At 33.8% G+C, this 16,539-nt stretch carries 22 protein-coding genes; 2 read left to right on the forward strand and 20 right to left on the reverse strand.

All coding sequences use genetic code 11. From position 1 onward, the window contains the following. Positions 1-14 precede the first annotated feature (14 nt). Positions 15-380 (reverse strand): CoA-binding protein, encoded by a 366-nt coding sequence (locus tag IWX80_RS11315; RefSeq protein WP_091173917.1) that lies wholly within the window; start codon positions 378-380, stop codon positions 15-17. 146 nt (positions 381-526) lie between these two features. Here IWX80_RS11315 and IWX80_RS11320 point away from each other — a divergent pair, with 146 nt between their 5' ends. Further along, a complete protein-coding gene (locus IWX80_RS11320; RefSeq protein ID WP_091173749.1) occupies positions 527-1,156 on the forward strand; it encodes a MarC family NAAT transporter in 630 nt (209 codons plus the stop codon). Positions 1,157-1,217: 61 nt separating this feature from the next. On the opposite strand, the gene ctlX is transcribed toward IWX80_RS11320, so the two are convergent. The 4 genes from ctlX to eno all read right to left on the reverse strand — a co-directional run bounded on the left by ctlX (position 1,218) and on the right by eno (position 5,939). Beyond that, entirely contained in the window at positions 1,218-2,153 is a 936-nt protein-coding gene (gene ctlX / locus IWX80_RS11325; protein WP_196853542.1) for a citrulline utilization hydrolase CtlX, read from the reverse strand. 74 nt (positions 2,154-2,227) lie between these two features. Then, positions 2,228-3,142 (reverse strand): dimethylarginine dimethylaminohydrolase family protein, encoded by a 915-nt coding sequence (locus IWX80_RS11330; RefSeq protein WP_196853543.1) that lies wholly within the window; start codon positions 3,140-3,142, stop codon positions 2,228-2,230. A 65-nt stretch (positions 3,143-3,207) separates the two neighbouring features. Further along, positions 3,208-4,491, reverse strand: a complete 1,284-nt coding sequence (locus tag IWX80_RS11335) for a citrate synthase (protein ID WP_196853544.1) — start codon at positions 4,489-4,491, stop codon at positions 3,208-3,210. 155 nt (positions 4,492-4,646) lie between these two features. Further along, complete coding sequence (eno, locus tag IWX80_RS11340; RefSeq protein WP_113636684.1) at positions 4,647-5,939, reverse strand: phosphopyruvate hydratase; 1,293 nt, start codon at positions 5,937-5,939, stop codon at positions 4,647-4,649. A gap of 375 nt (positions 5,940-6,314) precedes the next feature. On the opposite strand from eno, the gene IWX80_RS11345 reads away from it, so the two are divergent. Beyond that, positions 6,315-7,652 carry an erythromycin esterase family protein gene (locus tag IWX80_RS11345; protein WP_196853545.1) on the forward strand — a complete coding sequence of 446 codons (1,338 nt, stop codon included), beginning with the start codon at positions 6,315-6,317 and terminating at the stop codon, positions 7,650-7,652. Between the two features lie 76 nt (positions 7,653-7,728). Here IWX80_RS11345 and carA read toward each other — a convergent pair whose 3' ends face one another. The 15 genes from carA to rpsH form a co-directional block, all read right to left on the reverse strand. Then, positions 7,729-8,829, reverse strand: a complete 1,101-nt coding sequence (carA, locus tag IWX80_RS11350) for a glutamine-hydrolyzing carbamoyl-phosphate synthase small subunit (RefSeq protein WP_196853546.1) — start codon at positions 8,827-8,829, stop codon at positions 7,729-7,731. Between the two features lie 368 nt (positions 8,830-9,197). Further along, on the reverse strand, positions 9,198-9,686 hold the full coding sequence (gene rplQ, locus IWX80_RS11355) for a 50S ribosomal protein L17 (RefSeq protein WP_196853547.1): 489 nt from the start codon (positions 9,684-9,686) through the stop codon (positions 9,198-9,200). A gap of 31 nt (positions 9,687-9,717) precedes the next feature. After that, on the reverse strand, positions 9,718-10,710 hold the full coding sequence (locus tag IWX80_RS11360; RefSeq protein ID WP_039110214.1) for a DNA-directed RNA polymerase subunit alpha: 993 nt from the start codon (positions 10,708-10,710) through the stop codon (positions 9,718-9,720). A gap of 21 nt (positions 10,711-10,731) precedes the next feature. Next, the gene (rpsD, locus tag IWX80_RS11365) at positions 10,732-11,337 is read right to left on the reverse strand and encodes a 30S ribosomal protein S4 (protein WP_113636693.1); all 606 of its coding nucleotides are present in this window, start codon (positions 11,335-11,337) and stop codon (positions 10,732-10,734) included. A gap of 92 nt (positions 11,338-11,429) precedes the next feature. Then, on the reverse strand, positions 11,430-11,813 hold the full coding sequence (gene rpsK / locus IWX80_RS11370) for a 30S ribosomal protein S11 (RefSeq protein ID WP_024981527.1): 384 nt from the start codon (positions 11,811-11,813) through the stop codon (positions 11,430-11,432). Positions 11,814-11,821: 8 nt separating this feature from the next. After that, positions 11,822-12,196 (reverse strand): 30S ribosomal protein S13, encoded by a 375-nt coding sequence (gene rpsM, locus IWX80_RS11375; RefSeq protein ID WP_091203660.1) that lies wholly within the window; start codon positions 12,194-12,196, stop codon positions 11,822-11,824. A 2-nt stretch (positions 12,197-12,198) separates the two neighbouring features. Further along, complete coding sequence (ykgO, locus tag IWX80_RS11380) at positions 12,199-12,315, reverse strand: type B 50S ribosomal protein L36 (protein ID WP_008992256.1); 117 nt, start codon at positions 12,313-12,315, stop codon at positions 12,199-12,201. A 12-nt stretch (positions 12,316-12,327) separates the two neighbouring features. Further along, complete coding sequence (infA, locus tag IWX80_RS11385) at positions 12,328-12,543, reverse strand: translation initiation factor IF-1 (protein ID WP_007136545.1); 216 nt, start codon at positions 12,541-12,543, stop codon at positions 12,328-12,330. A gap of 4 nt (positions 12,544-12,547) precedes the next feature. Continuing rightward, a complete protein-coding gene (gene secY / locus IWX80_RS11390; RefSeq protein ID WP_066081004.1) occupies positions 12,548-13,894 on the reverse strand; it encodes a preprotein translocase subunit SecY in 1,347 nt (448 codons plus the stop codon). A 13-nt stretch (positions 13,895-13,907) separates the two neighbouring features. After that, positions 13,908-14,360 (reverse strand): 50S ribosomal protein L15, encoded by a 453-nt coding sequence (rplO, locus tag IWX80_RS11395; protein WP_066081007.1) that lies wholly within the window; start codon positions 14,358-14,360, stop codon positions 13,908-13,910. Between the two features lie 11 nt (positions 14,361-14,371). Next, positions 14,372-14,554, reverse strand: a complete 183-nt coding sequence (gene rpmD, locus IWX80_RS11400) for a 50S ribosomal protein L30 (RefSeq protein ID WP_035668100.1) — start codon at positions 14,552-14,554, stop codon at positions 14,372-14,374. Positions 14,555-14,566: 12 nt separating this feature from the next. Further along, the gene (gene rpsE, locus IWX80_RS11405) at positions 14,567-15,094 is read right to left on the reverse strand and encodes a 30S ribosomal protein S5 (RefSeq protein ID WP_035668102.1); all 528 of its coding nucleotides are present in this window, start codon (positions 15,092-15,094) and stop codon (positions 14,567-14,569) included. Positions 15,095-15,100: 6 nt separating this feature from the next. After that, the gene (rplR, locus tag IWX80_RS11410; protein ID WP_196853548.1) at positions 15,101-15,451 is read right to left on the reverse strand and encodes a 50S ribosomal protein L18; all 351 of its coding nucleotides are present in this window, start codon (positions 15,449-15,451) and stop codon (positions 15,101-15,103) included. A gap of 11 nt (positions 15,452-15,462) precedes the next feature. After that, the gene (gene rplF / locus IWX80_RS11415) at positions 15,463-16,005 is read right to left on the reverse strand and encodes a 50S ribosomal protein L6 (protein WP_196853549.1); all 543 of its coding nucleotides are present in this window, start codon (positions 16,003-16,005) and stop codon (positions 15,463-15,465) included. A 17-nt stretch (positions 16,006-16,022) separates the two neighbouring features. Further along, on the reverse strand, positions 16,023-16,421 hold the full coding sequence (gene rpsH / locus IWX80_RS11420; protein ID WP_113636698.1) for a 30S ribosomal protein S8: 399 nt from the start codon (positions 16,419-16,421) through the stop codon (positions 16,023-16,025). Positions 16,422-16,539: the final 118 nt, after the last annotated feature.

Genomic DNA, 16,539 nt, shown 5'->3' on the forward strand with positions numbered 1-16,539 from the left:
AGCTCCTAGAAAATTTAATATTGATTGGTAGCTAACAAAACTAACGTACAAGCTACTTCTACTTTAATATCGTTCAATTTCAACAATTGATAGAATTCTGGATTTTCAGTACCCGGATTGAAAATAACACGTTTTGGTTTTGCTTCGACGATATAATTGTAATAATCGCGTTGACGTGTTGGATTTAAATATAAGGTAACAGTATCGATATTTTTTAATGGAATGGCTTTAGTCTGGATTTTCACTCCTGCAACTTCGCCCGCATTTTGGCCTAATGCAAGAACGGAATGCCCTTTTTCTACTAACATATTTACGGCTTTGAAAGCGTAGCGCTCTGGTTTAGTTGTCGCTCCAAGAACCAATGTTTTTTTATTCTTTATCATTTTCTATAATTGTATTTGGCAAAAGTAATCAAAAAGGTTTATCCGTTTAGCAATTTTAAGGTTTACTTACACCTGCAATAAAAAACATTCGCCTAACATTAAAAAACAAAAAAAGAGTATTTTTACAATCTTAAAAATAAAATATGGATCTGTTTATTTATCTTTTTGTTGCCCTTTTTTCAGTTTTAAACCCTATTGGAACCGTTCCTATTTTTGTGGGACTTACGCAACACGACTCTAAAAAAGAGCGTTCCAGAATTTCTTTATGGACTGCGATAAATGTATTCATCATTCTTATCGTCTCGTTTTTTATCGGGCAATATGTATTACTTTTTTTTGGAATCAGCATTGATGCGCTCCGAATTGCAGGTGGAATTATCATTGTGAGTTCTGGTTTTTCATTACTTTCCGGAAAATTTACTAAGAAACGAGGTATTAACAAAAAAGCAGAAACTGACGCGCAACAAAGAAACGATATTGCCTTAACACCACTTGCAATCCCAATGCTTGCAGGACCTGGTTCTATTTCTCTACTTATTGCTTTTTATCAGGAACACAATACCACTATGGAGATCATTATTTCTTCAATTGCTATTCTTGCCATTGCAGTAACCATTTTTCTTATTCTAAAAAGCGCTCATTATTTAGCAAAAATACTTGGAGCATCAGGAATTGTAGCAATATCAAGAATTGTAGGTTTTATCGTAATTGCGATAGGAATTCAATATATTGTAAGTGCTATTATCAATATTATAAAAGGGAATCTTTCCTAAACTTAAATTACAACTAGAAAAAAGCCGGATATGATTTTGAATCTTATCCGGCTTTCTTTTTTTAATTTCTTGGTAAGAAAATCTCTGCCATCATACATCTAGCGCTTCCTCCGCCGCAAGCTTCAATAGTATCCAGACTTGAACTCAAAATTTCAGCATGTTTTTCCAATTGCTCAATTTGTTTTGGAGTCAAGCTTTGCTGAGCAGCCGCACTCATAACCAAATATCGTTTGTCATTTGCTCCGCGAACTTCAAGCATATTCCCGGCAAAATTGTTCATCTGAGCTTCGGTAATCAAAATGATTTCTTTTCCGTTTTCTTTCAGATTCTCCAAAACCATTTTGCGTTCTTTTTTATCATCGATACAATCCGAACAAATTACCGCAAAAGTTTCTCCTAAACACATCATCACATTAGTATGATAGATTAGTTTTCGCTCCGAATCAACCGTTTGAAAAGCTTCAAAAATCACTGGTGCATAATCAAAATCCTCACAGAATTCGATGAATAATTCTTCATCCGCTCTGGGAGATAATGCGCAATACGCTTTAGCATTTGCTCGGTCTAAAAGTAAACTTCCTGTTCCTTCCAAGAAAAATCCATCCTCTTCAGCGGAAGTATAATCTATAATATTGTGAATCACAAAACCTTTTTCTTCCAGTAAATCTAAAATCTCTTCGCGACGTTCGTGACGACGATTTTCAGCAAACATTGGATACAAAGCTACGTCACCATTCTCGTGAAAAGAAATCCAATTGTTTGGAAAAATACTATCCGGAGTGTCTGGATTTAATGTGTCATCAACAACTGTAACATCAACACCAACTGCTGTCAATTTTTCGACAAAGGCATCAAATTCTTGTTGCGCTTTAGCATTTACAGTTGCCGGTAAAAGTCCGTCTAATACTTTTTGATAATAATTATTTACTGCCGTTTGTTCGTTCATTCTAAACGCAACCGGGCGAATCATCAATATGGAATTTGTCGTTTGTTTCATATATTTTTAGTTTAAAGTTTAATAGTTTAAAGTTCATTGTTGGTCAACGTTAACTTTAAAACTTAAACAAATATTTAATCTCTAATTAAAGGTAAGGTAGAACACCGTAATAATCCTTCTTGTTTTGCAATTTCTGCGTACGGAATCTCTTCTACGATAAAGCCGTTTTCGCGCAACCAATTGTTAAGTCGGGTAAAATTTCTTTCTGAAACGACAACATTCGTATCGATAGAAAAAACATTCGAATTCATATTGTACATTTCGTCTCTAGTAATATGAAATAGATTTTCTTTTCCAAAAAGATTCACTAGAAACAAATAATCTGCTTCTTCACGGAAACCATTTTTATAGATAATTCCTTTGTCATTCCCGACAGGCTGAAAGCAACAATCTAAATGCAATGCATTATCACGGGCTTCAATTTTAGATTTTACCAAATCAAATTCTTTGACAATCTTATTTGGAAACAAATCTTTTATGTATTGAACGCCTAACATATTCGTTCTTGCCGTAATGTAATCTTTGTAATCACTTCCTTTATAGGTTCCAATGAAAATATAATTGTCCCACAACATAACGTCACCACCTTCTATATGAACTTCCTCTGGAGGACGAACGACTTTTTTATGATCAATTTGGTCAATTATATATTGGATTGCATCTAGTTCGCGTTCTCTGTCTGGCAAAATATTTGATTTTACAAAAACATCATCAATCACGAAACCAATATCTCTGGTGAATATCTGATTGTAATTTTCAATCATTTCCGGACGATAAACAGTCACATTATACTTTTTCAACACGCTGGCAAATGCTTCCATTTCATCAACCATGTCTTTCTCGATTGGATAGGTACCTGCTAAAATATGTTCTAATGATTTTGGATCATAGGCTTCTTCAACCTTTGGCGTAGGCCCATTATTAATTGCTGAACCCAAAACTACAGCTCGGAGTTTGGAAGTTTCATTCTTTATATTTAACTCTAACATGTATTTTTAGCTTTTGGCAAATATAAAAAAAGCTTCACAAATTAGTGAAGCTTTTTAAACTGATTTTATCTTTTATCTGTTGGTACAAAATCCCTCAAAGGATGCCCAGTATAAATTTGTCTTGGCCTTCCGATAGGCTCCTTGTTTTCACGCATTTCTTTCCATTGTGCGATCCAACCCGGTAAACGACCTATTGCAAACATTACTGTAAACATATCAGTAGGAATTCCTAAAGCTCTATAAATAATTCCAGAATAGAAATCTACATTAGGATATAAATTTCTTGATTTGAAATATTCATCTTCCAAAGCTGCTTCTTCAAGTTTCTTTGCAATGGCAAGAATTGGATCTTCAACACCTAAAGTTGCTAAAACTTCATTAGCTGCTTTTTTGATGATTTTTGCTCTTGGATCAAAATTCTTGTAAACTCTATGACCAAATCCCATTAATCGGAAAGGATCATTTTTATCTTTGGCTTTGGCCATATATTTATCGGCATCACCACCATTTCTGTGGATTTCTTCTAACATTTCAAGAACGGCTTGATTGGCTCCTCCGTGTAATGGTCCCCAAAGTGCCGAAACTCCAGCCGAAATAGAAGCAAATAATCCTGCGTGAGACGATCCTACCATTCTCACTGTAGAGGTAGAACAATTTTGCTCGTGGTCTCCGTGAAGAATAAACAATTTATCTAATGCATCTATAACTACAGGATTTGCCGTGTAAGGTTCTGTAGGTAATTCAAACATCAAACGCATGAAGTTTTCTACATATCCTTTTGTATTATCGTAATAATTCAAAGGATAACCCATGCTTTTTCTATACGTCCAAGTTGCTATAACCAGGAATTTACCCATAGTTTTACAAACTGCCTCATACATTTCTTTTTCATTATCAACATTCACTGATTTTGGGTTGAATGCTGTCAATGCACTTGTCAAAGCTGCTAAAACACCCATTGGATGTGCTGTTTTAGGAAAACCATCAATGATGTTTTTCATTTCTTCATTGACCAAAGTGTATTTTCTAATATCTGTTTCAAATTGCGCTAACTGCTTAACAGTTGGCAATTCTCCAAAAATTAAAAGATACGATACTTCAAGAAAATCCGCTTTGTCTGCTAAATCTTCAATAGAATAGCCTCTGTAACGAAGAATTCCTAACTCTCCATCTAAAAAAGTGATGTCACTTTTACAAGATCCTGAATTTTTATAGCCCGGATCTAGTGTTATTATACCGGATAAATCACGTAATTTGTTAATATCGATGGCAACTTCATTTTCACTTCCTACAATTATAGGCAGTTCAATTTTCTTCCCATCAATTTCTAATGTTGCTGTTTTTGACATAATATATTTGAAAATAAACTTTTAAAATAATAATTTCTCAAATCTAAGGAATTAAACACTAATTAAAAAGAGAATAACACAATGAAATTGTTAAATATTATACAAAAAAGCCACTCACACAAGGCGAATGGCTTATAAAAAAATATCGTAAGAATTTATTTTATTTTAAAAGCGGCCTTACCAGGGAAATACGCTGAATTCCCTAATTCTTCCTCAATTCTCAATAATTGATTGTATTTAGCCATACGATCTGAACGAGAAGCTGAACCAGTTTTAATTTGACCACAGTTTAATGCTACTGCTAAATCAGCAATCGTGTTATCTTCTGTTTCTCCTGAACGGTGTGACATTACTGAAGTATAACCTGCGTTTTTAGCCATATTAACAGCTGCAATCGTTTCAGTCAAAGTTCCAATTTGGTTCACTTTGATAAGAATAGAATTCGCAATTCCTTTTTCGATACCCGTAGACAAACGCTCTACATTAGTTACAAATAAATCATCACCAACTAATTGAACTTTATCACCTATTCTTTCTGTAAGCAATTTCCATCCATCCCAGTCATTTTCATCCATTCCGTCTTCAATAGAAATAATAGGATATTTAGCTGCTAATTCAGCCAGATACTCCACTTGTTCTTCAGAAGATCTAATTTTACCTGTTTCTCCTTCAAATTTAGTATAATCGTATTTTCCGTTTACATAAAATTCTGCAGCAGCGCAATCTAAAGCAATCATGATTTCATCCCCAAAAGTATATCCTGCATTTTCAACAGCTTTTTTGATTGTATCCAAAGCATCTTCAGTTCCTCCAGCAAGATTTGGTGCAAAACCTCCTTCGTCACCTACAGCAGTAGAAAGTCCTCTGTCATGTAATACTTTTTTCAAGCTGTGAAAAATTTCAGTTCCCATTTGCATCGCATGTGAAAAAGAAGTTGCTTTTACCGGAAAAATCATGAATTCTTGAAATGCAATAGGCGCATCAGAATGAGAACCTCCATTAATAATATTCATCATAGGTACAGGCAACGTATTTGCCGAAACACCACCTACGTATCTGTATAATGGCAATCCCAATTCGTTAGCCGCAGCTTTGGCAACAGCCAAAGAAACTCCTAAGATTGCATTTGCTCCTAAGTTTGATTTATTTGGAGTACCATCTAAATCAATCATTGTTTGGTCGATTAGATTTTGTTCGAAAACAGAAACTCCTACCAGTTCTTCAGAAATGATGGTATTCACATTTTTCACAGCATTCAAAACTCCTTTTCCAAGAAACGCTTTTCCTCCATCACGTAATTCAACCGCTTCGTGCTCTCCAGTTGAAGCCCCAGATGGTACTGCCGCTCTTCCTAAAACACCATTGTCTGTAATTACATCTACTTCTATTGTAGGATTTCCTCTTGAATCAAAAATTTGTCTTGCGTGAATCTTGATAATTATACTCATAATACTAAAATTTAAATTTTGAATTACAAATATATTCTATCTTTTGGAATGATTTTATGAAAATAATGAATGTTATTAACGAAAACGTTATAATTTTTTTACAAACAGAACATTTCAGCTTTTTAAGGAATTTATTTTTACAATATCCGTTATTTTTGTGTTTTTTATTTAAAATAATTTACCGCACATATACTAAAATTTATTAATGTCATTTATGATTGATAAAAATAATTAAAAGATAAATTTAACATTATTAAAATACTGATTTTCAGATATATAAACTAATTTTATATTGCTATCTAAGTAGATATATAACTCTTTTATACCCCGCTTTCTAAAGAATATTTAAAGTATCAATTTTTAAATTAAAATCTGATGGAAACATTCAAAACAGACAAAAAAAACATTAATTATAATGAGATTATATCATTATTACAAAGAACTTCTTTACCTCTGGAAAACGCTACCGATTTAGATCCGCTAATGAATTATATCGGAGACGCAAAATATGTACTTTTAGGAGAAGCCTCACATGGAACACATGAATATTATACTTGGAGAGCAAAAATTACACAGCGACTTATTCAGGAAAAAGGTTTCTCTTTTGTAGGAGTTGAAGGTGATTGGCCGGATTGCTACCGTTTAAATCGTTTTGCAAAAGGATATTTAGATTCCGGGAAAGACATCTTTAGTGTACTCAATGAATTTAAAAGATGGCCAACTTGGATGTGGGCAAATTGGGAAATTGCAGCATTCATCGACTGGCTCAAGGTTTATAACGAAAGCTTACCTGCTGATGAAAGAATAGGTTTTTATGGTCTTGATGTATATAGTTTTAGAGAATCCATGAATTCTATAATTCAATATTTAGAAAAAAACGATCCAAAAGCATTGGCAATAGCAAAAACTGCAATGAAATGTTTTGAACCTTACGGCAAAGATGAGGGACAATCTTATGCAAGAGCTTCTTCTTTTATCCCAGAATTATGCGAGAAAGAAATAATACACATGCTTACCGAAATTCTCAGAAACGTTCCTAATTACAATCATGATTTAGAGAATGTTTTAAGCATAGAACAAAATGCTTTCGTAACCAGAAATGCAGAAAAATACTATCGAGCCATGATAAAAAGAGGTTCAGCTTCTTGGAATATTCGTGACGAGCATATGGTTTCCACTATAGACAGGCTAATGAAATTCCATGGAAAGGATGCTAAAATTATCATTTGGGAGCATAATACTCACATTGGTGATGCCCGCGCTACAGATATGGCATCTGAAGGAATGGTAAATGTGGGACAATTACTAAGAGAGCAACATGCTACAGACGGTGTTGTTGCAGTAGGATTTGGATCATATAAAGGCAGTGTGATTGCAGGAAGAGAATGGGGAGATTCCATGAGAAAAATAAAAGTTCCAGAAGCAGTTGAAGGAAGCTGGGAACATGCTTTTCACATCGCTAACAATGGACAAAATAGATTATTATTAATGAATAAGATAAAGGATGAAAAATGTCTTTCATCACACATAGGACATCGTGCAATAGGAGTAGTTTATAATCCTGAACACGAAAGATTTGGAAATTATGTTCCTACAATACTACCAAAAAGATATGATGCTTTTATATTTATTGATGAAACAAACGCTTTACATCCTATAAATATTGAAGTCAATGGAAATCAAATCCCTGAAACTTATCCTTTCGGGATGTAAACTAATAAAAAAAGGGTTTGACTTACTTAAAAGTCAAACCCTTTTTTTATACCTAACATTGAATGACATCCAAATATTAGCCTTTTATGTTGTCAATGAATTGATCAAATAAGTACGAAGAATCATGAGGACCAGGACTTGCTTCCGGATGATATTGAACTGAGAAACAGTTTTTATTTTTCATACGCATTCCTGCAACCGTACCATCATTTAGATGAAGATGAGTAATCTCTAAATCAGGATGATTATCTAATTCTTCTTTATTAACTGCAAAACCATGATTTTGTGAAGTAATTTCACCTTTTCCGGTAATGATGTTTTTCACAGGATGATTGATTCCTCTGTGTCCGTTGAACATTTTATAAGTCGAAATTCCGCTGGCTAAACCAATCACTTGATGTCCCAAACAAATTCCAAATAAAGGCTTATCATTTTTAAGGATTTCTTTGGCTACTTGAATCGCTCCAGAAAGAGGTTCTGGATCACCAGGACCATTAGATAGAAAATAACCATGAGGATTAAATGCCGCTAAATCTTCATAAGAAGAATCAAAAGGAAATACTTTTATATAACAACCTCTTTTTGCAAGGTTACGAAGTATATTTGTTTTAATCCCTAAATCAAGTGCTGCGATTTTATAAGTTGCATTTTCATCACCAAAACAATAAGGTTCTGTTGTTGAAACTTTAGAAGCCAATTCTAAACCTTTCATATCTGGAACCTTTGATAATGCAATTTTAAGTTCTTCGATAGGAGTTTCATCAGTACAGATTACGGCATTCATGGCTCCGTTGTCACGAATGTAACTTACAAGTGCACGTGTATCTACATCAGAAATACATATTAAGTTTTGTTTAGTAAAATAATCTTCTAAACTCCCCGAAGCATCTTCACGAGAATAATTGAAGCTGAAATTTTTACAAACTAATCCAGATATTTTAATACTTTGTGATTCAACTTCTGAATCGTTTACCCCATAATTTCCAATATGGGCATTGGTAGCTACCATCAATTGACCAAAATAAGAAGGGTCAGTAAATATTTCTTGGTAACCTGTCATTCCTGTATTAAAGCAAACTTCTCCAAAAGTAGTTCCACTTATTCCAATAGATTTTCCGTGGAATATAGTTCCGTCACTTAATAGAAGAATTGCTTTTTGTCGTGTTGTATATTTCATGTGTAGTTAAATATTTTGCAAATTTAATTCTTTAAAACAGTGAATACAATGTTTTTTAAAATTTTATGTTTTTTAAGTTTTCTTATATTAGGAAAAAGTTCAAAACTAGCCCTGATTTCTTCACTTAGCTTTTATTTTCATACGAGTTCAGTGAATTTCGTTTAAAGTGGAAATCCTTTTCCTTTTTCTTTAAAAAGATTACTTCACTTAATATTCAATTTAAGCGGAGTTCAGTCAACTTCGTTTGCAAATGAAAGCGGGACAATTAGTTCTTAAAACTCGAAATGCTATACTCCGAAAAAATCAAAAAAAAAGGATAAACTATAAATAGATTATCCTTGATTTTTATTGAATGATTATTTTCATAATTACTCAGCAGTCTCAGTTGTAGTTTCAGTTTCTGCAGCTGTAGCTTCAGTAGCATCATCTGCTTTCTTTGCTTTACCACCACGACGGCTTTTTGCTTTTTTAACTTCTTTTTTACCACCATTGTAAAGTTCATTGAAATCTACTAATTCGATCATTGCCATATCAGCATTATCTCCTAAACGATTTCCAACTTTAATGATACGAGTGTATCCACCTGGACGGTCTCCTACTTTAGCAGCTACGTCTCTGAACAAGTCAGTTACGGCATATTTGCTACGTAAGTAAGCAAAAACGATACGACGATTGTGAGTCGTATCTTGTTTTGATTTTGTTATTAAAGGCTCAACGAATTGTTTAAGCGCTTTTGCTTTAGCAACAGTAGTGTTAATACGTTTGTGCTCGATAAGAGAACAAGCCATATTAGCTAACATAGATTTTCTATGCGCAGTCTGTCTGCTTAAGTGATTGAATTTTTTTCCGTGTCTCATTGCTATGTAAATTTAAACCTTGCGGCTTAGATTATTCTTTATCTAGTTTGTATTTTGCTAAATCCATACCGAAGTTCAAATTTTTAACTGCAACAAGTTCATCAAGTTCAGTTAAAGATTTTTTACCAAAATTACGGAATTTCATTAGGTCATTTTTATTGAACGATACTAAATCACCAAGTGTATCAACTTCAGCCGCTTTCAAACAATTTAATGCTCTTACAGAAAGATCCATATCAACAAGCTTAGTTTTAAGCAATTGTCTCATGTGCAATGACTCTTCATCATATGATTCTGTTTGTGCAATTTCGTCAGCCTCGAGTGTAATTCTTTCGTCAGAAAACAACATGAAGTGGTGAATTAAAACTTTTGCAGCTTCAGTAAGAGCATCTTTAGGATTGATAGAACCATCAGTTTTTATTTCAAAAACTAATTTTTCGTAATCTGTTTTTTGCTCTACACGGAAGTTTTCAATAGCATATTTTACATTTTTTACCGGAGTAAAAATTGAATCTGTAAAAATAGTTCCAATTGCAGCATTCTGCTTTTTGTTCTCTTCAGCAGGAACATAGCCTCTACCTTTTTCGATGGTTAAATCGAAATTAAGTTTGATTTTACTGTCCAAATTACAGATAACTAGTTCTGGATTCAAAACTTGGAAACCTGAAATAAATTTTTGAAAATCACCAGCTGTTAATTGGTCTTTACCGGAAACAGAAATAGTAACTGATTCATTATCGATATCTTCAATTTGACGTTTGAAACGTACTTGTTTAAGATTAAGGATAATTTCGGTAACGTCTTCAACAACTCCTGAAATAGTAGAAAACTCATGATCTACACCTTCAATGCGAACAGATGTAATTGCATAACCTTCTAATGCTGAAAGCAAAACTCTTCTAAGTGCATTACCAACGGTCAATCCGTAACCAGGTTCTAAAGGTCTGAATTCAAATTTACCTTCAAAATCGGTTGAATCGATCATGATAACTTTATCGGGCTTCTGAAAATTAAATATTGCCATAAATTTCGACTAAGTCAATTATTATTTGTTGTACAACTCTACGATTAATTGTTCTTTAATGTTTTCTGGGATTTGAAGTCTCGCAGGTACAGAAACGAAAGTACCTTCTTTGATATCATTATTCCAAGTAATCCATTCATAAACATGACTTGAATTAGATAAAGAACGTTCGATAGCTTCTAAAGATTTAGATTTTTCACGAACTGCAACTTTATCACCAGGCTTAAGGTGGTAAGAAGCAATATTTACAACATCACCGTTAACAGTGATATGTCTGTGAGAAACAAGTTGTCTCGCTCCTCTTCTTGAAGGGGCAATACCCATTCTAAAAACAACGTTATCTAATCTTGCTTCACACAATTGTAAAAGAACTTCACCAGTAACACCTTTAGTAGCTGATGCTTTTTTGAATAAACCTCTGAATTGTTTTTCTAAAATCCCGTAAGAATATTTAGCTTTTTGCTTCTCCATTAATTGGATAGCAAACTCAGATTTCTTACCTCTTTTTTTAGCCATCCCGTGTTGTCCGGGTGGATAATTTCTTCTTTCGAAAGCTTTGTCGTCTCCGAAAATTGCTTCGCCAAATTTACGGGCGATTCTTGTACTTGGACCAGTATATCTTGCCATTTTAAATTGTTTAAGATTGAGGTTATGAATTCAGGTCTTATCCTTCAATAACCGATATTCAATCTAGGTTATACTATGATTACTTTTGAGTATTAAACTCTACGTCTTTTTGGAGGACGACATCCGTTGTGAGGCATTGGAGTAACATCGATAATCTCTGTAACTTCAATTCCACCGTTATGCAAAGAACGGATAGCAGACTCACGTCCGTTTCCTGGTCCTTTTACATACACTTTTACTTTTTTAAGTCCAGCTTCAAGAGCTACTTTACTACAATCTTCTGCCGCCATTTGGGCTGCGTATGGAGTATTCTTTTTAGAACCTCTAAAACCCATTTTACCAGCTGATGACCAAGAAATAACTTCACCTTTTTTGTTTGTCAAAGAAATGATGATATTGTTAAAAGTAGCAGAAATATGAGCTTCTCCCGTTGATTCAACGATAACTTTACGTTTTTTTGCAGTTGCTTTAGCCATATTACTTATTATTTAGTTGCTTTTTTCTTGTTGGCAACAGTTTTTCTTTTACCTTTTCTTGTTCTAGAGTTGTTTTTAGTTCTTTGTCCTCTTAATGGAAGACCAGTTCTATGACGGATACCTCTATAACATCCAATATCCATTAAACGTTTGATGTTTAAAGAAACTTCAGAACGTAATTCTCCTTCAATTTTAAAAGTTGATACCGCCTCACGAATTGCTCCGATCTCGTCATCATTCCAATCTTGAACTTTTTTATCTTGGCTAACTTGAGCTTTCTCTAAAATCTCAACAGCTCTACTTTTTCCTAATCCAAAGATGTAGGTAAGTGCTATAACACCTCTCTTGTTTTTTGGGATATCTACCCCTGCTATTCTTGCCATAATTATCCTTGTCTTTGTTTAAATCTAGGATTCTTTTTGTTTATTACGTACAATCTCCCTTTTCTTCGCACAATTTTGCACTCGGGACTTCTCTTTTTTACTGAAGCTCTAACTTTCATTTTGAATATCCTTTAATATCTATAAGTAATTCTTGCTTTTGACAAATCGTAAGGGCTCATTTCTAGTTTCACTTTATCACCAGGTAATAATTTGATGTAATGCATACGCATTTTTCCAGATATATGGGCGATTACAATATGTCCATTCTCTAACTCTACACGGAACATCGCATTTGATAATGCTTCAATGATTGATCCGTCTTGTTCTATTGCTGATTGTTTTGCCATAAAGTTAAGCTACTGCTTTTCTATTTTTACCACTTTTCATTAAACCATCATAATGCTTATTCAACAAGTATGAATTGATTTGTTGCATCGTGTCTATGGCAACTCCAACCATAATTATTAATGAAGTACCTCCAAAAAACATTGCCCAAGATTGTTGAACATCCATAACACTCACAATTATTGCTGGGAACACAGCGATTAGAGCAAGAAATAAAGATCCTGGAAAAGTTATTAAAGACATCACTTTGTCAAGATAATCAGAAGTTTCAACTCCTGGCCTAATACCTGGAATAAAACCACCGCTTCTCTTTAAATCATCAGACATTTTATTAGTAGGCACGGTAATAGCGGTATAAAAGAAAGTAAATACAATAATTAAAGTTGCAAATACTAAATTATACCAAAAACCAAACATATTACTAAAAGCGCCAACGATAGATTGTGATGCATCCGATTTAGACAACCCGGCTAAAGCAGCTGGTATAAACATAATTGCTTGAGCAAAAATAATTGGCATAACCCCTGAAGCATTAAGCTTTAAAGGAATCCATTGTCTATTGCCATTCAACATGTCTTGTTCGAAATCACCTGATGTTGTACGACGAGCATATTGGACAGGAATTCTTCTAACCGCCATAACTAAAAGCACACAACAAATAATAACCAATAACCAGATGATGATTTCGATAACCAACAACATTGGACCACCATTATTATTGGTAACCCTTGTTGTAAACTCTTGAATAAAAGCTTGAGGTAATCTAGCCAATATACCCACCATAATCAACAGTGATATACCATTTCCAATTCCTTTATCAGTAATTTTTTCTCCTAACCACATAGCGAAAATTGTACCTGTAACTAAGATAACTACTGAGGAAAATAAGAATTCAAAAGAATTGAATCCCAATAAAAATGCATTACTAGGTAACGTTCTGTACAAATTGTAGATGTAAGTTGGACCTTGAACTAAAGTAATTCCAATTGTCAACCAACGAGTAATTTGATTAATCTTTTTTCTACCACTCTCTCCATCGCTTTGAAGTTTTTGCAAATAAGGAATCGCAATTCCCATTAACTGAACTACAATAGAAGCAGAAATATAAGGCATAATACCTAAAGCAAAAACGGAAGCTTGTGAAAAAGCACCTCCAGTAAACATATCAAGAATTGAACCAATTCCTTCTTTTGTCTGCCCAGCTAAATTACCTAATTGAGTAGCATCAATACCTGGCAGGGTCACTTGTGCCCCAAAACGATAAACTAAAAGCAAACCTAATGTTATTAGGATTCTATTCTTAAGTTCTTCGATTTTCCAAACATTACTTATTGATTCAATAAATTTCTTCATCTTAATTGAAAAATTACATTGTTACAGCTTCTCCTCCAGCAGCTTCAATAGCGGCTTTTGCAGTAGCAGTAAATTTGTGAGCGGTTACTTTTAATTTTGCTGTCAATTCACCTCTACCTAAAATCTTAACGATTTCATTTTTAGTAGCTAAACGATTAGCAACATAAACTGTCATATCAACAGTATCTTTAATAACACCATTATCAACTAATAGTTGAAGTGTATCAAGATTTACACCTTCGTAATCTTTACGATTGATGTTTGTAAAACCAAACTTAGGCACACGTCTTTGAAGTGGCATTTGCCCACCTTCAAAACCAATCTTTTTAGAATAACCAGAACGAGATTTTGCTCCTTTGTGACCTCTTGCAGAAGTACCACCTTTTCCAGAACCTTCTCCTCTACCTAATCTTTTATTTTGATTGTGTGTAGAACCTTCAGCAGGTTGTAAGTTACTTAAATTCATAACAGTATTTGTTATTTAGTTTCTTCAACAGAAACTAAGTGTTTAACTTTATTTATCATCCCAAGGATTGTAGGGTTTGAATCATGCTCTACAACTTGTCCCATTTTACGTAGACCTAAAGCTTCTAATCCTCTTTTTTGAGTAAGAGGACAGTTGATTTTGCTTCTAACTTGTTTTACTAATAATTTAGCCATAATTTCCTTGAATTAACCTTTAAAAACTTTTTCTAAAGAAACACCTCTTTGTTTTGCAACAGTATAAGCACTTCTCATTTGTAATAAAGCATCAAAAGTTGCTTTCACTACGTTGTGAGGATTTGAAGATCCTTGAGATTTAGATAATACATCATGAATTCCTACTGACTCAAGAACTGAACGAACAGCTCCACCAGCAATAACTCCTGTACCGTGAGAGGCAGGAATTAAGAATACACGTGCACCACCAAATTTACCTTTTTGTTCGTGAGGAACTGATTGACCATTCAAAGGAATTTTTACTAAATTTTTCTTAGCATCTTCTACTGCTTTCGCAATTGCTTCAGAAACATCTTTAGATTTTCCTAATCCGTGTCCAACCACTCCGTTTTCATCACCTACAACTACAATAGCAGAAAAACCAAAAGCTCTACCACCCTTTGTAACCTTAGTAACACGATTTACACTTACCAAACGATCTTTTAATTCAAGACCACTTGGTTTTACTAACTCTACATTCTTGTATTTACTATTAGACATACTATATTAGAATTTAAGTCCAGCCGCTCTTGCGCCTTCTGCTAATGATTTAATACGCCCGTGATATAAATAACCTCCTCTATCGAAAGTTACTACCTCTATCCCAGCTTTTAAAGCTTTTTCAGCAACCAGTTTTCCAACTGCTGTAGCAACTTCAATGTTCGTACCGTTACCTATTTCTTTTTCTCTTGAAGAAGCCGCCAATATAGTAACTCCGTTTACGTCATCAATAAGTTGAGCGTAAATTTCTTTGTTACTTCTAAATACAGATAGTCTTGGATTAGTAGCAGTACCACTAATTGTTTTTCTAATTCTGAATCTAATTCGTTGTCTTCTTTCAGGTTTTGTTAATGACATAATCTTATTTTTTAAGCTGATTTACCTGCTTTTCTTCTTAATACTTCACCTACAAATTTAACACCTTTTCCTTTGTACGGCTCAGGCTTACGGAAACCTCTGATTTTCGCAGCTACCTGACCTAAAAGTTGTTTGTCAAATGATGTTAATTTTACGATAGGGTTCTTACCTTTTTCAGATATAGTTTCTAAAGTTACTTCAGGAGCAATATCTAAAACTATATTGTGAGAGAAACCTAGAGCTAAATCTAATTTTTGTCCTTGATTTGAAGCTCTATAACCAACTCCAACCAATTCTAATGACTTAGTAAAACCTTCAGTTACACCGATAATCATGTTGTTGATTAAAGATCTGTACAAACCATGTTTTGCTCTTTGGTCTTTGTGATCAGACGATCTGTCTACTTGAACTTGACCATCTTCAACTGTAACAGTAACGTCCGAAAACTCCTGAGTTAGTTGACCATTTTTTCCTTTTACTGTAATAATACCATTTGCAACTTCAACAGTTACACCAGCAGGGATTACAACCGGATTTTTACCTATTCTTGACATCTTATATAGTCTTTAAATTAGTATACGTAACAAATAACTTCACCACCTACGTTCAATTGCTTCGCTTTTTTACCAGTCATCAACCCTTTTGAGGTAGAAACGATAGCGATGCCTAATCCGTTAAGGATTCTAGGAATAGTTGCAGAACTTGAATATTTACGTAAACCTGGTTTACTAATTCTTTGGATATCTTTAATTACTGACTCTTTAGTATCTTTATCATACTTTAAAGCGATTTTGATTGAACCCTGAACAGCGTTGTCTTCAAATTTGTAACTCAAGATATAACCTTGATCAAATAAGATCTTAGTTATTTCTTTTTTTAGATTAGACGCAGGAATTTCGACAACTTTGTGGTTTGCAGCCACAGCGTTACGAACTCTTGTCAAATAATCTGCAATAGGATCTGTATACATATGTATTAATTTGCGGTCTTGGTTTTCAACAAACGATTTGCCGAACCTTAAACCAATTTATAAATATTTATGATACAGACAAAACGTAAGTTAAGTCTGTATCAGAACGTAATAAATT

Origin of the sequence: Flavobacterium sp. CAN_S2 (assembly GCF_015752255.1) — a bacterium.
Taxonomy (GTDB): Bacteria; Bacteroidota; Bacteroidia; order Flavobacteriales; family Flavobacteriaceae; genus Flavobacterium.

Bases quoted from the DNA above. Each gene is read 5' to 3' on its own strand.
- rpmD (WP_035668100.1), bottom strand. From the start codon at position 14,554: ATGGCTAAATTATTAGTAAAACAAGTTAGAAGCAAAATCAACTGTCCT.
- rpsD (WP_113636693.1), bottom strand. From the start codon at position 11,337: ATGGCAAGATATACTGGTCCAAGTACAAGAATCGCCCGTAAATTTGGC.
- IWX80_RS11330 (WP_196853543.1), bottom strand. From the start codon at position 3,142: ATGTTAGAGTTAAATATAAAGAATGAAACTTCCAAACTCCGAGCTGTA.
- IWX80_RS11320 (WP_091173749.1), top strand. From the start codon at position 527: ATGGATCTGTTTATTTATCTTTTTGTTGCCCTTTTTTCAGTTTTAAAC.
- ctlX (WP_196853542.1), bottom strand. From the start codon at position 2,153: ATGAAACAAACGACAAATTCCATATTGATGATTCGCCCGGTTGCGTTT.
- eno (WP_113636684.1), bottom strand. From the start codon at position 5,939: ATGAGTATAATTATCAAGATTCACGCAAGACAAATTTTTGATTCAAGA.
- carA (WP_196853546.1), bottom strand. From the start codon at position 8,829: ATGAAATATACAACACGACAAAAAGCAATTCTTCTATTAAGTGACGGA.
- rpsM (WP_091203660.1), bottom strand. From the start codon at position 12,196: ATGGCAAGAATAGCAGGGGTAGATATCCCAAAAAACAAGAGAGGTGTT.
- rplO (WP_066081007.1), bottom strand. From the start codon at position 14,360: ATGAATTTAAGTAACTTACAACCTGCTGAAGGTTCTACACACAATCAA.
- IWX80_RS11335 (WP_196853544.1), bottom strand. From the start codon at position 4,491: ATGTCAAAAACAGCAACATTAGAAATTGATGGGAAGAAAATTGAACTG.
- rplF (WP_196853549.1), bottom strand. From the start codon at position 16,005: ATGTCAAGAATAGGTAAAAATCCGGTTGTAATCCCTGCTGGTGTAACT.
- secY (WP_066081004.1), bottom strand. From the start codon at position 13,894: ATGAAGAAATTTATTGAATCAATAAGTAATGTTTGGAAAATCGAAGAA.
- rplR (WP_196853548.1), bottom strand. From the start codon at position 15,451: ATGTCATTAACAAAACCTGAAAGAAGACAACGAATTAGATTCAGAATT.
- rpsE (WP_035668102.1), bottom strand. From the start codon at position 15,094: ATGTCTAATAGTAAATACAAGAATGTAGAGTTAGTAAAACCAAGTGGT.
- ykgO (WP_008992256.1), bottom strand. From the start codon at position 12,315: ATGAAAGTTAGAGCTTCAGTAAAAAAGAGAAGTCCCGAGTGCAAAATT.
- rplQ (WP_196853547.1), bottom strand. From the start codon at position 9,686: ATGAGACACGGAAAAAAATTCAATCACTTAAGCAGACAGACTGCGCAT.
- rpsH (WP_113636698.1), bottom strand. From the start codon at position 16,421: ATGTATACAGATCCTATTGCAGATTATTTGACAAGAGTTCGTAACGCT.
- IWX80_RS11345 (WP_196853545.1), top strand. From the start codon at position 6,315: ATGGAAACATTCAAAACAGACAAAAAAAACATTAATTATAATGAGATT.
- infA (WP_007136545.1), bottom strand. From the start codon at position 12,543: ATGGCAAAACAATCAGCAATAGAACAAGACGGATCAATCATTGAAGCA.
- rpsK (WP_024981527.1), bottom strand. From the start codon at position 11,813: ATGGCTAAAGCAACTGCAAAAAAACGTAAAGTTATCGTTGAATCAACG.
- IWX80_RS11360 (WP_039110214.1), bottom strand. From the start codon at position 10,710: ATGGCAATATTTAATTTTCAGAAGCCCGATAAAGTTATCATGATCGAT.